At 49.4% G+C, this 23,678-nt stretch carries 6 protein-coding genes and 4 pseudogenes; 1 reads left to right on the forward strand and 9 read right to left on the reverse strand.

The genetic code is table 11. The features are described from left to right. From vgrG to ACGF7G_RS19840, 5 genes and pseudogenes are all read right to left on the reverse strand, one after another. The coding region (vgrG, locus tag ACGF7G_RS19820) for a type VI secretion system tip protein VgrG (RefSeq protein WP_387467779.1) at positions 1-705 on the reverse strand (705 nt) is incomplete at its 3' end. Between the two features lie 85 nt (positions 706-790). Beyond that, positions 791-889 (reverse strand): annotated as a pseudogene (locus ACGF7G_RS19825) (type VI secretion system contractile sheath small subunit); the annotation flags it as partial. A 915-nt stretch (positions 890-1,804) separates the two neighbouring features. Further along, on the reverse strand, positions 1,805-17,398 hold the full coding sequence (locus ACGF7G_RS19830; protein WP_387467781.1) for an amino acid adenylation domain-containing protein: 15,594 nt from the start codon (positions 17,396-17,398) through the stop codon (positions 1,805-1,807). A 1,615-nt stretch (positions 17,399-19,013) separates the two neighbouring features. Beyond that, positions 19,014-19,502, reverse strand: a complete 489-nt coding sequence (locus ACGF7G_RS19835) for a GNAT family N-acetyltransferase (protein WP_387467783.1) — start codon at positions 19,500-19,502, stop codon at positions 19,014-19,016. Continuing rightward, positions 19,493-19,765, reverse strand: coding sequence for a DUF1778 domain-containing protein (locus ACGF7G_RS19840; RefSeq protein ID WP_133814735.1), 273 nt, complete (start codon positions 19,763-19,765; stop codon positions 19,493-19,495). The genes ACGF7G_RS19835 and ACGF7G_RS19840 overlap by 10 nt, the downstream gene beginning before the upstream one ends. A gap of 131 nt (positions 19,766-19,896) precedes the next feature. Between ACGF7G_RS19840 and ACGF7G_RS19845 the strand changes: the two are divergent. After that, positions 19,897-20,040, forward strand: a pseudogene (locus ACGF7G_RS19845) (Tn3 family transposase); the annotation flags it as partial. A 195-nt stretch (positions 20,041-20,235) separates the two neighbouring features. On the opposite strand, the pseudogene ACGF7G_RS19850 reads toward ACGF7G_RS19845, so the two are convergent. The 4 genes and pseudogenes from ACGF7G_RS19850 to ACGF7G_RS19865 form a co-directional block, all read right to left on the reverse strand. Then, positions 20,236-20,343: pseudogene (locus ACGF7G_RS19850) on the reverse strand (type VI secretion system tube protein Hcp); the annotation flags it as partial. A 1,554-nt stretch (positions 20,344-21,897) separates the two neighbouring features. Beyond that, positions 21,898-22,170, reverse strand: a complete 273-nt coding sequence (locus tag ACGF7G_RS19855; RefSeq protein ID WP_133813395.1) for a PAAR domain-containing protein — start codon at positions 22,168-22,170, stop codon at positions 21,898-21,900. After that, entirely contained in the window at positions 22,170-23,321 is a 1,152-nt protein-coding gene (locus tag ACGF7G_RS19860; protein WP_387467786.1) for a DUF3396 domain-containing protein, read from the reverse strand. Before ACGF7G_RS19860 ends, ACGF7G_RS19855 begins: the two co-directional genes overlap by 1 nt. Before the next feature lie 36 nt (positions 23,322-23,357). After that, positions 23,358-23,678, reverse strand: a pseudogene (locus tag ACGF7G_RS19865) (hypothetical protein); the annotation flags it as partial.

The raw sequence follows: 23,678 nt of genomic DNA on the forward strand, positions 1-23,678 counted from the left end.
CCACACCGCGTCTTCCTCCCCGCCGTGCATCCCTGACGGATTGCGGGCCGGCATATAGACATTCAACTGGTAGTAACGCTGATCGTCGTAAAACTCCACCACATCAATTTTCAGCCGGTCGTCCGCCGTCAGTTTGTACCAGATCCCCACTTCCGCCAGCAGGCGTTGCACAAAATGCAAGTCGTCTTCGCCGTATTGCATCACCTGATCCCGCTTCGGGCAGGGGTACGCCAGGGTGAATAAGAAATCCTGACCACGAAAACCGTGACGTTCACGCAGGATTTTTTCCACAATTTCCGGTACCGACATCTTTTGATAAATCGCGAATTGGTGGCTTCGTGACAACAGGGCCAGTCGCGGCTCCAGGGTCACTTCGTAATGGCTTTCATCCTGCGAGGTGGACAACAGTTTAAATCCACTGATCACGCCGTAGATTGTGCGCAACGGTGCCGGCGGTATCACCGGCATGCCTCGCATTCCCGGATTAATCGCAGGCGATGTCAGGGTAAACGCGGCGTCCCGCATCAGCATCTGCGCCGGTTTGATATCCTTCACCGGGCTGGTGAATTCAATGGTGTAACGAAAAGGCCGGCTTAAGAATTCCTGCCCGCTAAATGCCACCACATCCAGTGGCGCGGTATTTTTCCACACTTTCAGTTTGTAGCGGCTGTGATCAAAGATGATCGCCGGGGTTGTGTTGTTCATCATTTTCTCCTGCTTGCTACTCAGTCGCTTCAAGTACGCTACCGCCCATAGCCGTGTACCGAGGCCCATAAGGTGATAATTTGTATTTCAGCGGCAACTCAACTTTTTTCTGCGCACCACCAGTGTGTATATCTAATTTGATATTAATACGCGCTTTAGTGGGCTCTTTTTGAAAACGCCGCATCACCAGTAGTTCCTTAAAAAATAAAGATGGAGTGAATGGCATGATGGCCATGCCATTACGCATCTCAGAAACAAAAAACCGGATTCAGATATTTCAAAGCAGGCAGATAACCAGGCAACAAATAAGAGAAAACCGACAACTCCTGTACCAATAAATAAATGAATTTACCAGACAAGCTATTTCCTAGGAAAAGGCGATTTTCCAAACAGTTTTATATAAAAGCAAGACATTTTTTATCCTATAGCACTTTTCGTACAAGATAAATCAGTCATAAGAACTGATCTATGGCAGAAAAAACACATAATATATAAACATAACATAAACGATATGGCGTTTTTTTAAAAAAATATTGCATTTATTTTTATAAGGTGATATCGGGTTATCTGTTTTATTATTAATAGGGCAATTTAGCTCAGCGATATATTAATATTTTATTATTTATCAAGTATTTATGAAAAAACCTCACACACCAAAAGTCATTTTTATATTCACAACATATATAAGCCACGTACTTAGTAGAAGAAGTAAAAAAGAAATCATTATCAGTCAGGTTAATGCGAATGAGAATAAATTCTGTGATGCATAATATGTATGATGGGAATAGTCAGAAACAATGAATTAATAAGGATATTATTAGTGATATTTTTGCAAAATATCTACTATACTGTGGCTCAGATAAAGCGATATATTCATCTTCACAGCACACTGAATAGTAATAATAATGATGAAAGTATAAGAACTCCATAAATCAGGGATAATTTGCTTTTCTAAATAGAGCAATACCCTCCATGCTTCTTAATCGGTTTAACAATTAGCGCATTTACTTGGGAAGAAGTGTCCGGCCATTATATACGTCTTTAACCGGACAACATCCGCCGTCAATAATCGCTTGCTATTCCTGCAATATCACCGATATTACACCGCCTCCATTTCACAATTCATTGCCAACGCCATGCTTAAGGTTTTAGCCAAAATGGTTTTATTTTCACTATCCTCCATCAGGCTAAAGTGGTCGCCCGGTACAGAGGTTAGCTGGAGCGAAGAATCAGGCACGACCTGCTTCCAGCCTAACGACGGTTCCATACTCAAGGAGGGCAATGTGGCTTCCGTCACGAAAGGGATCTGCGGATAAGACTCCATCGCATAGAACTGATGGAGCGTTATCGCCAAGGCTTGTGGTTCATATTCTTTGACCATTTGCACATAATTTCCCATCTGTTCCCAACGTTTTGCGATTAAGTCAGGACGCAGATTTGCCGGGTATAATTCCAGTTCCTGCGCCGCAGCAATAAATTGCACCAAATTCAGTTTATCGATTCTCTGATGCAATACCGCAATCTCCTCTTCATGTTCCCCACCCGACTGTTTTGCCAGTTCGGCAAGAAACTGGAGTTTCGGTTGAATGACCTGCTGCTTGAAGCAGTGAGGGGCAGGCGTATCAATCAACCCCAGGAAATCGACGGTCTCACCGGCGTTCAACAGTTGCTGGGCAATGGCATAAGCCAATACACCACCAGAAGAGTAACCGTAGATCCGGTATCGGCCTTCCGGTTGAACCACCTTCATGAAGGTGATCATTTTGGCAGCCAACGCTTCAATCGTTGATACCTGTTCCTCATTGATGGACGGCCAAGGCAAGGCATAAATCGGATAGTCTGACTGAATATGTTGAGCCAGTCCGAAGACATAAGAATAATCATCCATGCCGCTAGGCACAAAGAATAGCGGCGGTTCCATGCCGTCAGGCCGTACGGGTATCGCACTGCTTTGCGGCTGAGACAATGGATCTAATGTGATTTTTGATACCAGTTCAGCCAGCTCAGGGTATTGGAATAGATTATTCAATGTACACATCAAACCCCGACCTGCGGCGAGGTTTATCATCCGCATGGCCAGCAGCGAATGTCCACCCAATGCAAAGAAATTGTCATACCGGCCTATTTGCTCAACTTCCAGCAATTCACGCCAGATAGCCGCTAATGCGATCTCAACTTCCCCTTGCGGCGCTTCATAGGCTTGATGAGCAAACGCATTCTGATCAGGTTCCGGCAGTGCCCGGCGATCCAACTTGCCGTTAGCGGTCAGCGGGAATGCGTCCAGACGGACAAAAGCCGCCGGTACCATGTAGTCAGGCACCCGTGCTCTCAGATGGCTGTACAAACAGGTCGCCAATCCATCATCCGCTGGTGCCGCCACATAAGCCACCAGCCGTTTATTCTGCCCGTCACCCAGAGCCAGTACGATAGCCTCACGTACCGCCGGGAACTCCGTCAGCCGGGCTTCGATCTCACCCGGTTCAATACGGAATCCCCGGATTTTAACTTGCTGGTCGTTACGGCCAATAAAGACCAGGTTGCCATCCGGCAAGTAGCGGGCCAAATCCCCGGTTCGGTACATCCGTGCATCCGGTGTCTGACTAAACGGGTCAGTCAGGAAACGTTCAGCGGTCAGGTCAGGACGATTGAGATAGCCACGCGCGACACCATCACCACCAAGATATAATTCCCCTACCGCTCCCAATGGGGCCGGCTGGCCGCAGGCATCCAGCAGATAAATACAGGTGTTGGCCGTCGGACGTCCGATGGGAATTAATGTATCTGTATAATCTGTCGGACAACGCCAGGTGGTGGCACATACCGTGATTTCTGTCGGGCCATAAGCATTGAACAGCGTGGCCCGGCCGCGCAGTGCCTGGAGCAGCGCCGCACTGGGCGCTTCTCCACCCAGTATCAATGTTGGTCTTATGGTTATTTCCGGTAAATCGGCACCATCCCGCAGCAGAGCCGGTGTCAGGCAGGCGTGAGTCACCGCCTGTGCTTCCAGATAATGCCAAAGGCGCAGCGGATCCTGACGAACCGTGTCGGCAGGAATGTCCAGAGTGGCACCACCACACAATGCCATCATGATTTCCCAGACACTGGCATCGAAACCAAATGAAGCAAATTGCAGCATCCGGCTATGGGAATGAATGTCAAACTGGCTGATTTTATCCCGGATAAGGTTGACCAACCCACGATGTTCAACCATCACCCCTTTCGGCATCCCGGTCGAGCCGGAAGTATAAATCACATAGGCCAGATGCCGTGAAGTTAACACAGGAACCTGCGGGTTGTTGTCCGGCTGGTCAGGTAGAGTATTCGGGTCAAGTACGGTTAATTTCCCAAGCGCTTCTTCACCCAGTGCGGCACGCCCGGTATTATCCGCCAGTACCACCGATGGGGTAGCATCATTGAGCATGTAAGCCAGACGATCACCCGGATAAGCCGGATCCAGCGGCACGTAGGCACCACCCGCTTTCAGTACTGCCAATAGCCCGGCAATCCTTGATGGTGAACGCTTCACACAAATCGCCACCCGTTGATCAGGCTGCACACCCAGTGCAATTAATTGATGAGCCAGCCGGTTGGCACTGGCGTTCAGTTCCGCATAACTGAGGGTTTGTTCTTCATAGATCAACGCCGTGGCATCAGGGGTTTTCTCCACTTGTTGTTCAAACAGTTGATGAATGCACCGTTGGTCAGGATACGCTGTTTCAGTGGCGTTCCAGATTTTCAGCAGCAAATTCCGCTCTGCTTTAGGCAGGATTTCCAGCATCCGCACCGGCGTTTCCGGGGCCTGTTCAAGTGCCTCCACCAAACTTTCCAGCGCCTGTTGCATATAACCACACACTCGCTCCGGGTCAAATGGCTGGGCAATTTGCGCGGTTAAACCCAACGCTTCACTAAAATCTTCCACTGACAGCGTAAACGGATAGTTGGTCCGCTCCTGTGCGCCAAGGAATTCAACACCGTCCATGATTTCATTCGAAGCCGTCGGCAATGCGTTGTGCCGGTAGTTCAGCAAGGTACTGAACAGTGGAGTTCCACCCTGTACCCCACTGCAACGTTGAGCCAGCGCCAGTGACGCATGTTCATGTGTCAACAACCCCGCCAGCCGGCTATGTGCCGCCTGTACACTGTCCTGTACCGGGGTATTATCCATATCCAGCCGTAGCGGTAAGGTATTGATAAACAGTCCCATGCCATTATCAGCCCCTTCCCCTGCCGCCATGCGCCCGAACAGTACGGTACCGAACACCACTTGTTGTTGTCCGCTGGTTCGTGATAATACCTGCGCCCAGGCCAAATGACACAAGGCGGCCAGGCTCACACCCAGACGTCTGGCCTGGCCGCGTAAGCGGTCATTCAGCTCTGTGGTCAACATCCGGTGCGATTCTGTCATTTGCGAACCATCATGACGTACCTCTGTCAATCCGAACGGCAACGTGGGTTCATCCACCCCAGCCAACATGTCGGTAAAGAAGCGAACATGCTGCTCCTGACTCACCCCCAGCCGGGCCTGTGCTACCAGATTGCGGAAAGGTGCCGGCGTAGGCAGATTGCTTTCCTGTCCGTCAAGCTGTCCACTAAGATAGGCCTGAACTTCGTTGCTCATCACTTCCAGCGCGGTATGGTCACCAATCAGATGATGCATCAGTTGCAGGACAATCCAGCGGCCATCGGTCTCCGGTGCCACGACAAAGCGCAACAACGGCGCTTGTCCCAAATCAATCCGATGCCGGCGCGGATCAAAATGTCGCGATAACTGGTCACTGACCGGCCCGTCAGCCGGATCCAGCGTCAGTTCAATCACCGACAATCGCACTTGACGGCAAACCACCTGAGCAGGAGCCGATAATCCTTCCCAGATAAAAGCAGTACGCAGGATGTCATGGCGGTTAATCACCTGTTGAACCGCCGCCAGATAACGATCCAACAAAGGCCGATCAGCGAAAGCCATCTGACCAGCCAGCAAATAGGGGTCACCTTCGTTTGCCAATAGATGATGGAACAAAATACCGTCCTGTAACGGCGATAATGCATAGATATCCTGAATATTACTGATCCCACCCGGAACTTGCCCGACGATGTGATCAATCTCAGATTGAGTGAGATCAATCAGCGGTAACATTTCCGGTGTCAACACCGTCGTTGCCGGTGTAATAACGTTGGCCGGTACGACTGTGGTTTGATCCAACCTCAATGTTTGAGCCAGTTCAGCCAGCACCGGCGATTGGAACAGATCACGGATTGCCAGCGTTAAACCCACATTACGCAAGCGTTCAACCATCCGCACAGCGAGCAATGAATGGCCGCCCAAGGCAAAGAAGCTGTCATACCGGCCTATCTGCTCAACACCCAGTAATTCACGCCAGATAGCCGCCAGTGTGGTTTCTGTTTCCCCTTGCGGCGGCGTGTAAATCTGACGGGCAAAAGCATCCTCTCCCGGTGCCGGGAGCGCCCGGCGATCCAGTTTGCCGTTAGGCGTCAGCGGGAATGCATCCAAACGCACAAAGGCCGCCGGCACCATGTAGTCAGGCAATGACGCGCTCAGATGTTCACGCAGACGGTTAACCAGCCCGTCATCCGCTTCTGCCACCACATAGGCAATCAGACGTTTATCCTGCCCATCACCCAGCGCCAATACCAATGCTTCGCGTACTGCGGAATATTCTGTCAGTCGAACTTCGATTTCCCCCGGTTCAATCCGAAAACCCCGGATTTTAATCTGCTGGTCGTTGCGGCCAATAAAGACCAGATTGCCATCCGGCAGATAGCGAACCAAATCCCCGGAGCGATACATCCTTGCATTGGCGGCGTCACTAAACGGATCAGCAAGGAAACGTTCGCCGGTCAGTTCAGGGCGATTAAGATAGCCGCGAGCCACACCAGCACCACCAATATACAGCTCACCCACCGTTCCCAACGGCACCGGCTGACTAAGGGCATCCAACAGATAAACACAGGTGTTAGCCGTCGGACGTCCAATAGGGATGGATCCATCCTGATAGTCTGATGGACAACGCCAGACGGTGGCGCAAACGGTGATTTCTGTCGGGCCATAGGCGTTGAATACCGTTGCCCGGCCACTCAGTGCCTGGAGCAAGGCCACACTGGGAGCCTCACCGCCCAGTATTAATGTCGGTTTGGTGGTCATCGCCGGTAAATCAGCGCCATCCCGCAACAGGGCGGGAGTCAAACAAGCGTGCGTCACCGATTGCGCTTCCAGATAATGCCAGAGGCGGCGCGGATCCTGACGAACAGCATCGTCAGGGATCGCCAGGCTGGCACCACTGCCTAATGTCATCATAATTTCCCAGACACTGGCATCGAAACCAAATGAAGCAAATTGCAACATCCGGCTATAGGAATGGATGCCAAACTGGGCGATTTTATCCCGGATAAGGTTGACCAGCCCACCATGTTCAACCATCACCCCTTTCGGGGTACCAGTCGAGCCAGAGGTGTAAATCACATAGGCCAGATGACGGGAAGTCAATGCCGATATTTGTGGGTTGCTGTCCGGCTGATCAGGTAATGAATTTGGATCAAGCACCGTCTGCTCGGAAAGTATTTGCTCATTTAGTGCTGAACGTCCGGTATTATCTGCCAACAAAATAGCTGGTGCCGCATCGGTCAAAATATGGGCCAGACGTTCACCCGGATAGGCCGGATCCAATGGCACGTAAGCACCACCCGCTTTCAATACTGCCAACAGCCCGACTATCCGCGCTGGTGAGCTTGCCACACAAATCGCCACCCGTTGATCCGGCACGACGCCCAGTGCGATAAGCTGGTGGGCCAACCGGTTGGCGCACGTGTTCAATTCCGCATAGCTAAGGGATTGGTTTTCATCTACCAACGCGGTGGCATCCGGGGTTTTCTCCACCTGTTGCTCGAACAGATGATGAATACATAATCGGTCAGAATACGGTGCTTCGGTTGCATTCCAGGTTTTCAGCAATAATGTTCGTTCTGTTTCCGGCAGGATTTCTAACGTCTGTACCGGCGTTTCCGGTGCTTGTTCAAGCGCCGCCGCCAAACTTTCCAGCGCCTGTTGCATATAACCGCATATCCGTTCTGGATCAAATGGTTGTACTACCTGAGCAGTCAGCCCCAGATCGGAACCCCCATCCTCTACCGACAACACAAACGGGTAGTTGGTCCGCTCTTGTGCGCCAAGGAATTCAATACCGCTGATGATTTCATCCGGCGTGACCGGCTGGGTATTATGTCGGTAATTCAACAGCGCATTGAACAACGGTGTCCCACTGGCTACCCCACTGCAACGTTGAGCCAGTGCCAGTGAGGCATGTTCATGCGTTAGCAAGCCCGCCAATCGGGTATGGGTGGACTGTACACTCTCCTGCACCGGGGTTTCATCCATATCCAACCGCAACGGCAAGGTATTAATAAACAGTCCCATGCCATTGTCAGCCCCTTCACCGGCCTGCATACGCCCAAACAATACGGTGCCGAACACCACTTGTTTCTGCCCACTGGTGCGCGACAACACCTGCGCCCAGGCCAAATGACACAGCGCCGCCACACTGACGCCCAAACGCCGGGCCTGATGACGCAGACGGTTATTCAGTGCAAGCGTCAGCATTCTGTGCGATTCCGTCACCTGTGAGCCGTCATGATGAACTTCCGTCAATCCGAACGGCAACGTCGGCTCATCCACTTCTGCCAGCATATCGGTAAAGAAACGGGTATGCTCTGGCTGGCTGGAACCCAACCGGGCCTGCGCCACCAAATGACGGAAAGGTGTCGAAGCCGGCAAGCGGTTTCCCCGTCCGGTAAGGTACGCCTGCACTTCGCTGTTCATCACTTCCAGCGTGGTGTGGTCACCAATCAGGTGATGCAGCAGTTGCAGCAGGATCCAGCGGCCATCAGTATCCTGTGCCATGACAAATCGCAACAACGGTGCCTGACTCAGGTCAATACGATGCCGGCGTGGGTCAAAACGTTGGGCCAGTTGGTCACTGATCGATCCGTCAGCCGGATTGAGTGTCAATTCTGTGATGAATAAGGGAACCTGACGACAAACCACCTGAGCGGGAGCTGATAACCCCGCCCAGATAAAAGCGGTACGCAGAATATCATGGCGGTCAACCACCTGTTGAACTGCGGCCAGATAACGGTCCAGCAAAGACCGATCCGCAAAAGCCTGTTGGGTTATCAGCAGATAAGGATCGCCTTCGTTTGCCAGCAAATGGTGGAATAAAATGCCATCCTGTAGCGGTGACAAGGCATAGATATCCTGAATGTTGGCAATCCCGCCCGGGACCTGCTCAATAATGCGGTCAATCTCAGGCTGCGTCAGATCAATCAACGGTAACATTTCTGGCGTCAGCGTAATGGTATCCGATGTAATACGGTTGTCAGGTACCGGGATTTCATGATGTTGAGCCAGAGACTGAGCCAAAACACTGAGTACCGGATGCTGGAATAACGTTTGAACCGATACGCCCAACCCCCTACGCCGTAAACGTTCAATCATCCGCACAGCAAGCAACGAGTGACCACCCAGCACAAAGAAATTGTCGTGCCGGCTAATCTGCTCAACCCCCAGCAATTCACTCCAGATAGTGGCGAGCACGCTCTCAATTTCCCCTTGCGGCGCTTCATAAACCTGGCGGGCAAAGGCGTGTTGATCAGGTGCCGGCAACGCTCGGCGATCCAATTTACCGTTCGGAGTCAACGGAAAAATATCCAGACGCACAAAAGCCGCCGGTACCATATAGTCAGGTAAAATATCACTCAGGTGTTCACGTAGACTGGCGGCTAGTCCGTTATCCACTTCTGCCACCACATTATTTGCCACTACATAGGCAACTAAACGCTTATTCTGACCGTCACCCAACGCCAGTACCAACGCTTCACTCACCGCCGGATGTTCGGTCAGATGCGCCTCTATTTCCCCCGGCTCAATACGGAAACCACGGATTTTAACCTGCTGGTCATTACGACCGGCAAACACCAGATTGCCGTCCGGCAGGTAACGGGCTAAATCCCCGCTGCGATACATCCGGGCATCCGTTTCGTTACTGAACGGATCAACGAGGAAACGTTCGGCGGTCAGTTCAGGGCGATTGAGATAACCACGCGCTACACCGATACCACCAATATATAACTCACCTACCGTGCCCAACGGTACCGGTTGACCGTGTTTGTCCAACAGATAGACACGTTTGTTGACTGTCGGGCTACCGATGGGAATTAATCCCCCCGTATAGTCTGACGGGCAATTCCAGATGGTGGCGCAAACTGTGATTTCCGTCGGGCCATAAGCGTTGAACAAATTGGCCCGACCACACAATGTCTGGAACAGGGTGGTGGCTGGCGCTTCTCCTGCGAAGATTAATGTGGGCTTGATGGTTATCGCCGGCAAACCGGCACCATCGTGGAGCATGGCCGGTGTCAGGCAGGCGTGCGTCACAGCATGTTCTTCCAGGTAATGCCAGAGACGGTGCGAGTCTTGCCGGACTGTTTCAGTCGGAATAACCAGCGTAGCCCCACTGCTCAATGCCATCATAATTTCCCAGACACTGGCATCGAAGCCAAATGAGGCAAACTGCAACATCCGGCTGGTTACATCAACATCAAACCGGGCAATTTGTTCCACCGTCAGGTTAACCACACTCTGATGTTCTATCATCACCCCTTTCGGTCTCCCCGTAGAGCCGGAAGTGTAAATCACATACGCCAGATGCCGTGACGTCAGGTTAGGCACCTGCGGGTTGCTGTCCGGCTGATCCGGCAGGATATTTGGATCAAGCACGGTTAGCGTCGCCAAAGCCTCTTCACCCAGTGCCGCCCGTCCAATATTATCCGCCAGCAAAATAGCTGGCGCAGCATCAGTGAGCAGATAAGCCAGACGTTCACCCGGATAAGCCGGATCCAATGGCACATAAGCCCCGCCCGCTTTCAACACCGCCAGCAATCCCACGATTCTCTCCAGTGATCGTGTCACACAAATGGCTACTGGTTGGTCCGGTATTACGCCTAATGCAATCAGTTGATGAGCCAACCGGTTAGCACGAGCATTCAGTTCAGCATAGTTGAGCGTCTGGTTTTCATACCTTACCGCTATGGCGTCCGGGGTCTTCTCCATCTGTTGCTCAACCAACTGATGAACACACAACTGTTCAGGATACAGCGCTGCGGTCGCATTCCAGGTTTTCAGCAATAATGTCCGCTCAGTGGATGACAAAATATCCACGGTCGTGACGGATTGTTGAGGATGGTTCACCATCGCCCGCAATAGAGCCAGCAAATAGCCGACCTGCCTTTCAATCGTTTCAGGGTCGAACAGGGCAGAAGCATAATTCAGCTCCCCAACAACCTCACCCGCCTTCTCCGTCAATTCCAGTTGCAGATCGAATTTAGCAATATCATATCCCTGTACCACTGGTGTCACCGCTAATCCCGGCAGTCGCCACTCTTCTGTATCACTCTCCTGCCAAGCGAACATCACCTGAAATAGCGGGGTATGTTCTGGTCTGCGGGGCGGTTGGACGATCTCAACCACCTGTTCGAAAGGCAGATCCTGATGTTCCTGTGCGCCCAGTGTCGTCTGCCGCACACGCCGGAGCAGCGTGACCACATCCGGTGTATCGGACAAATCAATGCGCAATGCCAGCGTATTGACAAAGAATCCGATCAGCGGCTCAATTTCCCGCCGGTTGCGGTTGGCACTCGGTATGCCAATCACCAGATCATCCTGCCCGGACAGGCGCGACAACAGCGCGGCCCAAGCAGTCAGTAATGTCATAAATAATGTGGTGCCGTGCTGTTGTCCCAACTGTTTCAGGGCCTGCGCCAACGGGGCATCAATCTGTACCGGTACCCGACCACCGGTAAATGATTGCTGGGATGGACGGGGCCGATCTGTCGGCAATTCCAGCAATACCGGCGCATCCACCAGCGTACGGCACCAGTAATCACCCTGTGCCTGTAAGCCCTGACCGGAGAACGCCTTACGCTGCCACGCGGCGTAATCAGGATATTGAATCGCCAGCGGCGGCAACGGATCAGGCTGCTCATTCAAACAGGCCGAATAAAGCGATCCCAATTCTGTTTGAAGTATTTCTAAAGACCAGCCGTCAGAAACAATGTGATGTTGGGTCAGCAAGAAAACGTAATCCTCGTCGGCCCGTTGTATCAGTGCGCAACGGATTAAGGGACCGCAGGCAAGATCAAACGGCGTTTCGGCTTCCTGTGCACACAGGCGCTTAAGTTGCTCATCCCCTTTAGCCGCTTTACGCAGATCGTATTTTTTCACCGGCAAACCAAATTCCGCAGGCAACAGTTCAACCTGAGGCTGACCATCAACCGTGATAAAGACCGAACGCAGCGCTTCGTGGCGGGCAAACAGACGATTCAACGCCTGTTGCCAGGCAGGAAGGTTAAGCTGCCCCTGTAAACGCCAGGCCAGCGGAATATGATAGGTATCACTGACACCATCAAACTGCGCCAGGAACCACAGACGCTGTTGAGCGAATGACAGCGGTAAAGCGCTATCACGGGATACAGGAATAATCTCAGACAATCTATCCCGTCCCTCATTGCGTTGGACGCTGATCCTCTCCGCAAAGGCCGCAAGCGACGGTGAGGTAAATAAGGCAACCAGCGGCAGCTCAACACCGAAAGCGGCGATACGATTCATGACCCGTACCGCCAACAGTGAATGACCACCCAACGCAAAGAAGTTGTCATACCGGCCTATCTGCTCGATACCTAATAATTCACGCCAGATAGCCGCCAATGCAGTTTCTATCTCCCCTTGTGGTGCTGCGTAAATCTGACGGGCAAAGGCATGTTGATCCGGCACCGGCAGCGCCCGGCGATCTAGCTTGCCGTTTGGCGTCAACGGGAAGGCGTCCAGACGCACAAAAGCCGCCGGCACCATATAATCAGGCAAAACAGCACTCAGATGTTCACGCAAACGGGCAGCCAATCCGTTATCTTCTTCCGCCACAATATAAGCGACCAGACGTTTGTCCTGCCCGTCACCCAGCGCCAGCACCCACGCTTCGCGCACCGCAGGATATTCTGTCAACCGGGCTTCGATTTCACCCGGTTCAATCCGGAATCCACGGATTTTAACCTGCTGGTCATTACGGCCAACAAACACCAGATTGCCATCCGGCAAATAACGGGCCAAATCCCCGCTGCGATACATTCTCGCATCAGTTGCATCACTAAACGGGTCAGCCAAGAAACGTTCGTCAGTCAGGTCAGGGAGATTGAGATAGCCGCGCGTCATACCGGCACCACCAATATACAACTCCCCCACTGCCCCCAATGGCACTGGCTGCCCGTAGTCATCCAGCAGATAAATCCGGGTATTCGCCGTCGGACGCCCAATAGGCACCAAGGCATCGGTATAGTTTGACGGACAACGCCAGTGAGTGGCACACACGGTAATTTCTGTCGGGCCATAGGCATTGAACAGCGTGGCCTGGCGGCTCAATGTCTGGAGCAGCGCCGGGCTGGGCGTTTCACCGCCCAGTATTACGGTCGGCTTTATCGTCAGCGCCGGTAAATCAGCCCCATCCCGTAGCAGAGCCGGAGTCAAACACGCGTGCGTTACTGCCTGCTCTTCCAGATAATGCCAGAGGCGGTGCGGGTCCTGACGAACCGTGTCGACCGGAATAGCCAAACTCGCGCCACCAGTCAGTGCCATCATGGTTTCCCAGACACTGGCATCGAAACCAAATGAAGCGAACTGCAACACCCGGTTACCAGAATGAATACCAAACTGGACAATTTTATCCCGAATAAGATTGACCAACCCCCGATGTTCAACCATCACCCCTTTGGGCACGCCAGTAGAGCCAGAGGTGTAAATCACATAGGCCAGATGACGGGAAGTCAACGCCGGTACTTGCGGGTTGCTGTCCGGTTGATCAGGCAAGGTATGCGGGTCAAGCAGAGTCAGCCCGGCCAGCGCTTCCTCGTCCAACGCTAGCCGTCCGGTCTGATCAGCCAATATTATTGAGGGGGCCGCATCATTCAGGATATGCGCCAGACGTTCCCCCGGATAAGCCGGGTCCAGCGGCACATAAGCGCCACCGGCTTTCAGCGCCGCCAACAACCCCACCACCCGCGCCGGTGAGCTTGCCATGCAGATCGCTACCCGCTGATCCGGCACTACTCCCAGTGCAATCAGTTGATGGGCCAGCCGGTTGGCATTGGCATTCAATTCGGCATAGCTCAGGGTCTGTCCCTCATACACCAACGCTGTGGCGTCAGGCGTTTTTTCTACTTGTTGTTCAATCAACTGATGAATGCATAACTGCTCAGGATACGGGGTTTCGGTCGCGTTCCAAGTTTCCAGCAATAATGTTCGTTCAGTTTCAGGCAGAATGTTCAGTATCCGTACCGGCGTTTCCGGTGCCCGCTCCAGCGCCTCTGCCAGACTGACCAACGCCTGCTGCATATAATTGCACACTCGGTCCGGATCAAACGGCTGTACTACCTGCGCCGTCAACCCTAAATTAGCACCGCCATCCTCCACCGACAGCACAAACGGGTAGTTGGTCCGCTCCTGTTCGCCCAAGAATTCAATACCCGGCACAGTCTCATGCGGGATCAGCGGCTGCTCATTATGCCGGTAGTTCAATAGGGCGCTAAACAGCGGCGTACCGCCCGCTACCCCACTACAACGCTGGGCCAGCGCCAGTGAAGTATGTTCATAATCCAGTAAGCCGGCCAGCCGGGACTGTGCCAGCCGTACACTGTCATGCACCGGCGTGTCATCCATATCCAGTCGCAGCGGCAAGGTATTGATAAACAGCCCCATGCCGCTATCAGCCCCTTCTCCCGCCGCCATGCGCCCAAACAGTACCGTGCCGAACACCACTTTCTTCTGCCCGCTGGTCCGTGACAGCACCTGCGCCCAAGCCAGATGGCACAATGTTGCCACACTGACGCCCAGACGCTTTGCCTGCTGACGAAGGCGGTGGTTTAACGCCGGCGATAACATCCGGTACGATTGTGTGACCTGCGAACCATCACGATGCACTTCGGTCAGGCCAAACGGCAGCGTCGGTTCATCCACGTCAGCCAGCATGTCGGTAAAGAAGCGGGTATGCTCTGCCTGATTGACATCCAGCCGAGACTGCGCCACCAGATTGCGGAAGGGAACCGGTACCGGTAAGTTGTCATCCTGTCCGGCAAGACAGACCTGTACTTCGCGGTGCATCACTTCCATTGTCGTATGGTCGCCAATCAAGTGATGCTGCAATTGCAGCACGTGCCAGCGGCCATCGGTTTCCTGCGCCACCACAAAGCGCAACAATGGGGCCTGACTCAGATCAAAACGATACTGACGCGGGTCAAAACGGTGAGCCAATTGCTCGCCAACCGGCCCGTCAGCCGGGTTCAGGGTCAGTTCAGTGACCGATAAAGGTACCTGACGCCAGACCACCTGCGCCGGTGCAGATAATCCCTGCCAGATAAACGCGGTCCGCAAGATATCATGGCGATCAACCACCTGTTGCATCGCCGCCAGATAGCGATCCAGCAGCACCCGGTCAGCAAAAATCATCGGATAGGCCAGCAGATAGGGGTCACCTTCCTTCGCCAGCAGATGATGGAACAAGATACCATCCTGCAACGGCGACAGGGCGTAGATATCCTGAACATTAGCAATCCCGCCCGGCACCTGTTCAATAATGTGGTCAATCTCAGGCTGGGTCAGATCAATCAGCGGCAACATCTCCGGCGTCAACGCCGTGGTCGCTAATGTGATGATATTGGGTGGCACCACGACAGCCTGATGTTGCTCCAATGTCTGGGCCAATTCTGACAGCGCCGGGCACTGGAACAGGTTACGGGCGGCCAGGGTCAATCCCAGACTGCGCAGACGTTCAATCATCCGTACGCCGAGCAGAGAATGACCGCCCAATGCAAAGAAGCTGTCATGCCGGCTAATTCGCTCAATACCCAGTAATTCGCTCCAAAGGGTCGCCAGAACACTCTCCCTCTCTCCTAGCGGCGCTGCATAAACCTGACGGGCGAAAGCGTCCTCCCCCGGTGCCGGCAACGCCCGGCGATCCAATTTACCATTCGGCGTTAATGGGAACTCATCCAGACGTACAAAGGCCACCGGTACCATATAATCCGGCAACCGTGAACTCAGGTGTTCACGCAGGCGAGCGGCCAATCCGTCATTCTCTTGGGTCAGCACATAGGCAACCAGTTGTTTGTCCTGTCCCTCCCCTAACGCCAGCACCACGGCTTCACGTATCGCCGGATATTCCACCAGCCGGGCCTCAATTTCCCCCGGTTCAATGCGGAAACCGCGGATTTTCACCTGCTGATCGTTACGGCCCAGGAATTCCAGATTGCCGTCCGGCAGGTAACGGGCCAAATCCCCGGTCCGGTACATACGCGCATTCGGTTTATCGCTAAACGGATCCGTCAGAAAACGTTCAGCGGTCAGTTCAGGGCGATTGAGATAACCGCAGGCCACCCCATCGCCACCAACATAAATTTCACCGGTCATCCCCAACGGCACCGGCTGACCATCAGCATCCAGCAAATAAACCCGGGTGTTGGCAATGGGTCGACCAATAGGGATGGAAGTCGTGCCCGACGTTAACGGGTCAATACGGTAGATCGTGGTAAACGTGGTTCCCTCACTTGGACCGTAGGCATTCAACAACTGTTGTGGCGGGCTCTTACGCAGCACTTGAGCAATCACATGCGGATCGAGAACATCTCCCCCGACCAGCAGCATTTTAAGTTGAGGCAACACCGGAGACAGCTCCGCCGCCAGCCGGTTAAACAGCCCGACGCTCAGCCACAGGACCGTAATACGATGCGCCTGTAACGTCTGGACAAAATCCAGCGGCGTCAGCAACGTGGTATGATCAATAACCACCAGCGCAGCACCGTTGAGCAACGGGGCCCAAACTTCGAAGGTGCTGGCATCGAAAGCCGGGTTAGCGGCGAAGGCAATTCGATCATTGGGTTCGATGTCGGCATAACCATTATTGATGACCAGACGGACTACAGCCCGGTGAGGCACAATGACCCCTTTTGGTGTACCCGTCGAACCTGAGGTGTACATGATATACGCCGGCTCGACACTGGAACCTAATAAATCGAGATTGCCAATGTCTTCTCCTCGGATTGGTTCTGTCTCGCGGGTAAGACGGAGCCGCGGAACAACTAAGTCAGCGGGGATTTCCGTCTGCATATCAGTCAATAGCAACTTGGCGGCACAATCGTTTATCAGCCAGCTTTTCCGCTCATTCGGTACATTGGGATCAACAGGGACATAAACCGCCCCAGCCTTAAGGATAGCCAGCTGAGACACGACCAGTTCAACTGAACGTTCCAACAGGATCGCCACATGGTCATCCGGGCAAATCCCCTGCTCAATCAGTTGACAGGCCAGCTGGTTGGCAAGGGCATTCAGTTCCGCATAGCTCAGTGTCTTATTTCCCACAATTAATGCCGTGGCTGCCGGGGTTTTCTCTACCTGTTGCTCAAACAACTGATGAATACATAACCGGTCAGGATAGGCTGTTTCCGTTGCGTTCCAGGTTTCCAGCAACAATGTACGTTCAACCTCAGATAACACATTGAATTTTCGGTCAGATATGTCATTACCCACCTTTTCTGACGACATATTTACCAACGCCGTTTCAAGGGCACTTTCTTTTCTAGTCATACTCTCTTCCATCTACTGACGACCTCAACGAATCTGTTAGCTATTTGAAAACTGTCATTCCCAACAACCATCACCCATGTTTTTCTTTTATTTTTTGGAGAAATAACAACAAGCACGCCAGGCATCGGAAAATACTCAGGCAATATTTTCTCTCAGGCGCGGGATGTTATAGTCCGGTTAATAACTGCATAATTAACAATTATGTGACGATAATTTCCCAGATAGCGGAATAAATGGTTCATTTGATGAACCAGAAGAAGATATTCCATTTTTTTCCCGTTTTTTAGATACGCGTCTTTGATCTACCGCAATGTTTTATTAACTGACGCCGAATTCCATAACCAAATAAAAATGGATCTACTGAATATATTCACTGGCATGAGCGCTAAGTCCTTGCTGTATTTCGTCCATTTAGCATTAATATCTGATTGAAATTATTTCAGATAAAATTAGGTATTTATAAGTATCAACACCCTCCAATAACCAAGGAATAGAAAAAACAATAAAAACATTATTTATCATTACGTTACAATAAACACATGCATATTCCCCCATATAAAACGTAAACTAACTTCACTACATATTATTTTATAATAATCAAATTACACAACTAATGTAAACGCTAATTATATTTAACACCGGAATGAAATAATTTCAAATAAATACCAATTTACGTATATATTTATCTGTAATAATACGAAAATATAATCAATATGAAAATTAACGTCATTTAATAACCAAATAAATCATTTCCAATTAAAAACAAATTATTTGGATATTATTACAAGATAATAAAATCACATAATTAATTACTTATTCAAATATGTTTTTAAATTCCATCAACGGAAAAACGCGCTATCCGGAATTATAGCTTCCAGCCAAAATTTATAAATGATCAGCACGTTAATCTGATAAAGGTTGGCATACAAATTAACTATTCCTACTGTGCCAGTCGCGAATCGAATGCGAAATCGATTCCCTTTTATCAACAGTATCATTTTTTACCGGCTGATGTCTGATGCTCAGGTTCATGTGGGTGGCTATGTCCATTAAAGCTTTTGGTTTTTATATCAAGGGCGGATTTAACTCAGTAAATGCAATTTTTTAGCCGCGGATTTAATGGCATTTAAGCGAAAATGATTAACCGTTAAAAGAGAGTTGAAAAGAAATCTGCATGTGAAAGAATATTATCCGAATAGACGGGTATTTAAGTGCTGAAAAAGGAAGTGATTATCGGAAAAACAGAAAGGGATATTTTTATATTATCAGGTTATCTATTTTCTGATTTATGAAGATAAAATAAAGGGGAGTGACTGATTAAAAACGGCGGATAAAACAGCGTTGGTAAAGATAAAAAGTGGAGAGATTTAGGGTTTGTTAAACGTAAAACATGATAGCGGATGATGATTAAATGTAATAAAAAGCAGGCGTTAAAAGGGGTAGAAAAACGGTTAAAACTTTATACCGATTAAAACCTCCAGATTGGACAGCACCACTTTTGGGGCTGAAATAGTGAGAATGGAGAGTAATCGCCTGTGTACAAATTCGTACCGCCCGTAGAACGTTCAGGATCTTTCGTTCATGGCATGAACCATGATGGCCTTAATACCAACAATTAGTTCTGTTTGCCTAATGGAAGCATCAGCGTGTATGGCTCCAACGGCGACTGGGCGAAGCCAAGACGCGTATAGAACGTTTGGGCGCTCTTATCAAGTGCGTGGACGATTATAGCTGAAATGCCCACCTGTTCCGCCGTGCTGGCGACACGCTTCCAAGCATCTTGGATAAGCAATGCCCCGAGCTTCTTCCCCTGATATTCCACATCGACAGCCAGACGGCCGAGAAGCACTACAGGGATAGAATCTGGCATATTGCGTTTAAGCGATGGTGTAGATTCAATATGATTAATTGAACCGGCGCTTAGACAATAATAACCGATAACGTCTTTTGTACCTTCCTTGCAAATAACAAATGTGCGGCTCGCGCCGAGCTTATTATTTTTTAAAGCCCGGCGTGAAAGCCATTCGTTTAATGTTTCATGCTGGCAATAAAAATCATTTATATTATGTTCAGCCGTTAATATTTCAGGGGCGCTTATTCCCATGGTGCTTTATATCCCATGAGCTTTTTAAAACCTGCATTATCAGGAAGCGGTTGCTCCAGCATCTGCATGAACACATCATATTTTTCGTCGTTAACGAAAAAGTGGCGCTGATCGAGTATGGCATCTTCGGCTGCGCGGCAGGCAGCATCCAAGATGAAATCAGTTCGGGTCTTTGAGTGCAGGTTTGCTGCATGGTCAATAAGCTCCCGCTGAAAGGCTTTCGCCCGGATGTTGATCGGGGTTTCTTTAGGTTGTGTTCTCATAAATCACCTGTGTAGCAAATTGGTAGACAGTCATTATAGCAATCGTATAACTAATAGCTATACGTTTAGCGTCTCCATTTGAGATCTCATGAAACGTAAGCATGCTGGCGCTGCACCGGATTTAAAACTGTATGATTTACATCAACACACTGATGATTCAGAAAATATTGTCCCAACCACATTGGGAAGAAAAATTTACGTCCCGAGATTATGCAGCTTTAACGCCACTGATATGGGAACACGTCAATCCATATGGGCGGTTCGACGCAATATGAATGCTCGTCTTGATATTCTGTAATCGAAATGGCTGGTGACACGACTGTTGGGTCTACTCATCAGAAACCAGCAATCAAGCCTGATTATTGGTGAACTATCATAGTTATTTAATAGCATTTCTTACGTATATCATGAAAAAAACAAACCTCGTTAAAATTGAAAATAACGAGGTTTTGTTAGGGGGCTGGAATATATTATAAATAAATGCTATCTCCCCATATGCTATAGCCGGATGTGCCCGCTGTTTTGTGATTCCACGATATGGATTTGTATTTAAGAGGAATTTTTTCATACGGTATTATGTTATGACGATTAAATGTAATAAAAAGTCCGTGTTAAAAGGGGTGAAAACAAGGATTAAAATTTTATACGCGGTTTGTTTTACATTTACCTAACCTGTCACGCACATTTAAAAGTGCAAATGAAAAGGTATTAAAGCTTTTGGCTTTTATATAAAAGGCGGATTTAACTCAGTAAATGCGAGTTTTTAGCGGGGGATTTAATGGTATTTAATCGGAAATGATTAACTGTTAAAAGAGAGTTGAAAAGAAATTCACATATAAAAGAATATTATCCGAACGGAATAGGTATTAAAGCGTTTTATCGACGGTTATTTTACGGATAAAACCCTAAAAACCATGCAATAAAAAAGGGATAAAACGGTTAATGTGGCAGGATTTAAGTGCTGAAAAAGACGGGTAAAACAGCGTTGGTAAAGATAAAAAGTGGAGAGGTTTAAGGTTTGTTAAACGTAAAACATGATATTTTATGGTGATTAAATGTAATAAAAACCCCGTATTAAAAGGAGTGAAAACAAGGATTAAAATTTTATGCGCGATTTATTTTACATTTACCTAACCTGTCATGAGTATTTAAAAATTCAAGTGAAAAGGTATTAAAGCTTTTGGCTTTTTTATCAAGGTCGGATTTAACTTGGTAAATGCAACTTTTCAGCTGCGGATTTAATGGTATTTAATCGGAAATGATTAATCGTTAAAAGAGAGTTGAAAAGAAATCCACATATAAAAGGATATTATCCGAACGGAACAGGTATTAAAGCGTTTTATCGACGGTTGTTTTACGGATAAAACTCTAAAAGTAATGTAATAAAAAAGGGATAAAACGGTTAATGTGACAGGATTTAAACTCTGAAAAAGGCGGGTAAAACAGCGTTGGTAAAGATAAAAAGTGGAGAGATTTAGGGTTTGTTAAACGTAAAACATGATATTTTATGATGATTAAATGTAATAAAAACCCCGTATTAAAAGGGTGAAAATAAGGATTAAAATTTTATGCGCGATTTATTTTACATTTACCTAACCTGCCATGATTATTTGAAAATGCAAATGAAAAGGTATTAAAGCTTTTGGCTTTTTTATCAAGGTCGGATTTAACTCGGTAAATGCGAGTTTTTAGCGGGGGATTTAATGGTATTTAATCGTAAATGATTAACCGTTAAAAGAGAGTTGAAAAGAAATCCACATATAAAAGAATATTATCCGAACGGAATAGGTATTAAAGCGTTTTATCGACGGTTGTTTTACGGATAACACTCTAAAAATAATGCAATAAAAAAGGGATAAAACGGTTAATGTGGCAGGATTTAAGTTCTGAAAAAGGCGGCTAAAACAGCGTTGGTAAAGATAAAAAGTGGAGGTGTTTAGGGTTTGTTAAACGTAAAACATGATAGCGGATGATGATTAAACTTAATAAAAAGCAGGCGTTAAAAGGGGTAAAAAACGGTTAAAACTTTATACCGATTAAAATCATCAGTTAAAAAAATGACGTTTAATAACAGCTTAAAGCCTGCCTTGTGTTTTGTGGGTATTTTAATTAATGGCTTTGGCGTTTGATCTTTATGACCGTACCTTTAATCGACAGGCTCCGGTCGGGCAACCACAATTAACAAGGTGTCCCGCCAGTGCGACAGGTATTCCCTGTATATTGAACAAGTTAGAACCTTCCGCAATAGCGCCGGTTTGTTTACAGGCGGGACAAAATACCGGGTCACCTTTACGGGCAACCTCCAGTTGTTGGTTGACCAAATCGGAACCATTTAAAACGTTTCCTCCGGTTGTCGTGGTATCACCGTTAAGGATAATTTGTCTTCCTTCTACTACACTTCGCATTATATTGACTCCTCTCTATTTTCTGCTTCCCGTATCAGATGCCATACGGTTGTGCCCGATGCTGCGCCCTGAGTATCGAAGGCTGTAGCCCCCTGAGCAAAAAAGTACTGCTCGCCCGGCAAGCTATCGGTTCGCCAGATCCCGCTGACCAGGGCGGGTTCGCCGCCTCTAATCGGCGTTATATGCAGAGGGCCACAGTCATAGCGGGCATACCAGGCCAGCGTGGAAGTTGAATTAAAATGTCCTTCACCATAAAAATGCAGAGAATGGCCTTCACGAGGAATAACCCGTATCGGGCGTATCAGCTGGTTAATGGCAAAATAACTCGTCGGGACATTGCCCGGTAGTGGTGTTAAGTCCGGGTATTGACCTGCCCGGATCATCAGACCATTTCGGTAAGGGCTAATCACCACATCCGGGTAGCGCGCCAGCGTCTTGCGTATCCAATGTTCCCCACCCAGTCGGTTAACAAAGCGTTTGGACAGCAGGGTGATCCAGTTAATACCCCGGATGGAATGTTCATACTGTAATACCGCAGTGTGAACCGCTGAATTGACTTGCAGGGAAGGGTAACGTTGCGCTAGCTGGTACTCCAGGGGAAAATAGTCATGGTAATCTCTGGGTAAAACCAGACAGTAACCACAGTCCCCACTGTCAGGCTCAAGCTGTTCACACAGAAAGTCCAGCCAGGCCATAAAGCAAGCCATACCCTCTTGTTCCTTTAGATAATCCCAGGGCAGCACCAGACTCAGGTAGGAGCTGTCATCGTCACCATCAATTTCTCGGGAATCCAGATAACGCATCAGATAGTGGGGGGCTTCATAAATATTTTTTGCATCACTGACTACCCAGCTAGAGGGCTGATTCTTTTTCTGATTAAGAATACCCTCTTCCACTTTGGCAATATTTTCGGGCGAATATTTTTTTAGCCCTTCTAGCTCATGACGGTGAAAACGCAGGTAGGCACCAAATTCTTCGCGAAAGCGGCGATAACAGGCCAGAATGCGCTGTTTTTTCTCCGGGGTGTAACCCTGTTTAAAAAACAGGGTTATCGAGATACCCAGACGGGAAACAGTCAGCCCATCGCCATTGAGGAAGGTAAACGCAGCCAATTGTGATCTTAACTGGGCAAAATAATCCAAAGTTTTCATCTTCTCTCCTTTCATGATGAGGCGGTGGATAATCCGTTATTCCCACATATTCGCCGCTTCCCGTATCAGATGCCATACGGTTGTGCCCGATGCTGCGCCCTGAGTATCGAAGGCTGTAGCCCCCTGAGCAAAAAAGTACTGCTCGCCCGGCAAGCTATCGGTTCGCCAGATCCCGCTGACCAGGGCGGGTTCGCCGCCTCTAATCGGTGTTATATGCAGAGGGCCACGGTCATAGCGGGCATACCAAGCTTGTGTGGATATATCATCAAAATGACCCGCGCCGTAAAAGTGCAGGGAATCACCTTCTCCCGGCACAAAACGTATCGGACGTATCAGTTGGTTAATGGCAAGATAACT

The organism is Photorhabdus sp. RM323S (assembly GCF_042879375.1).
Classification (GTDB): domain Bacteria; phylum Pseudomonadota; class Gammaproteobacteria; order Enterobacterales; family Enterobacteriaceae; genus Photorhabdus; species Photorhabdus tasmaniensis.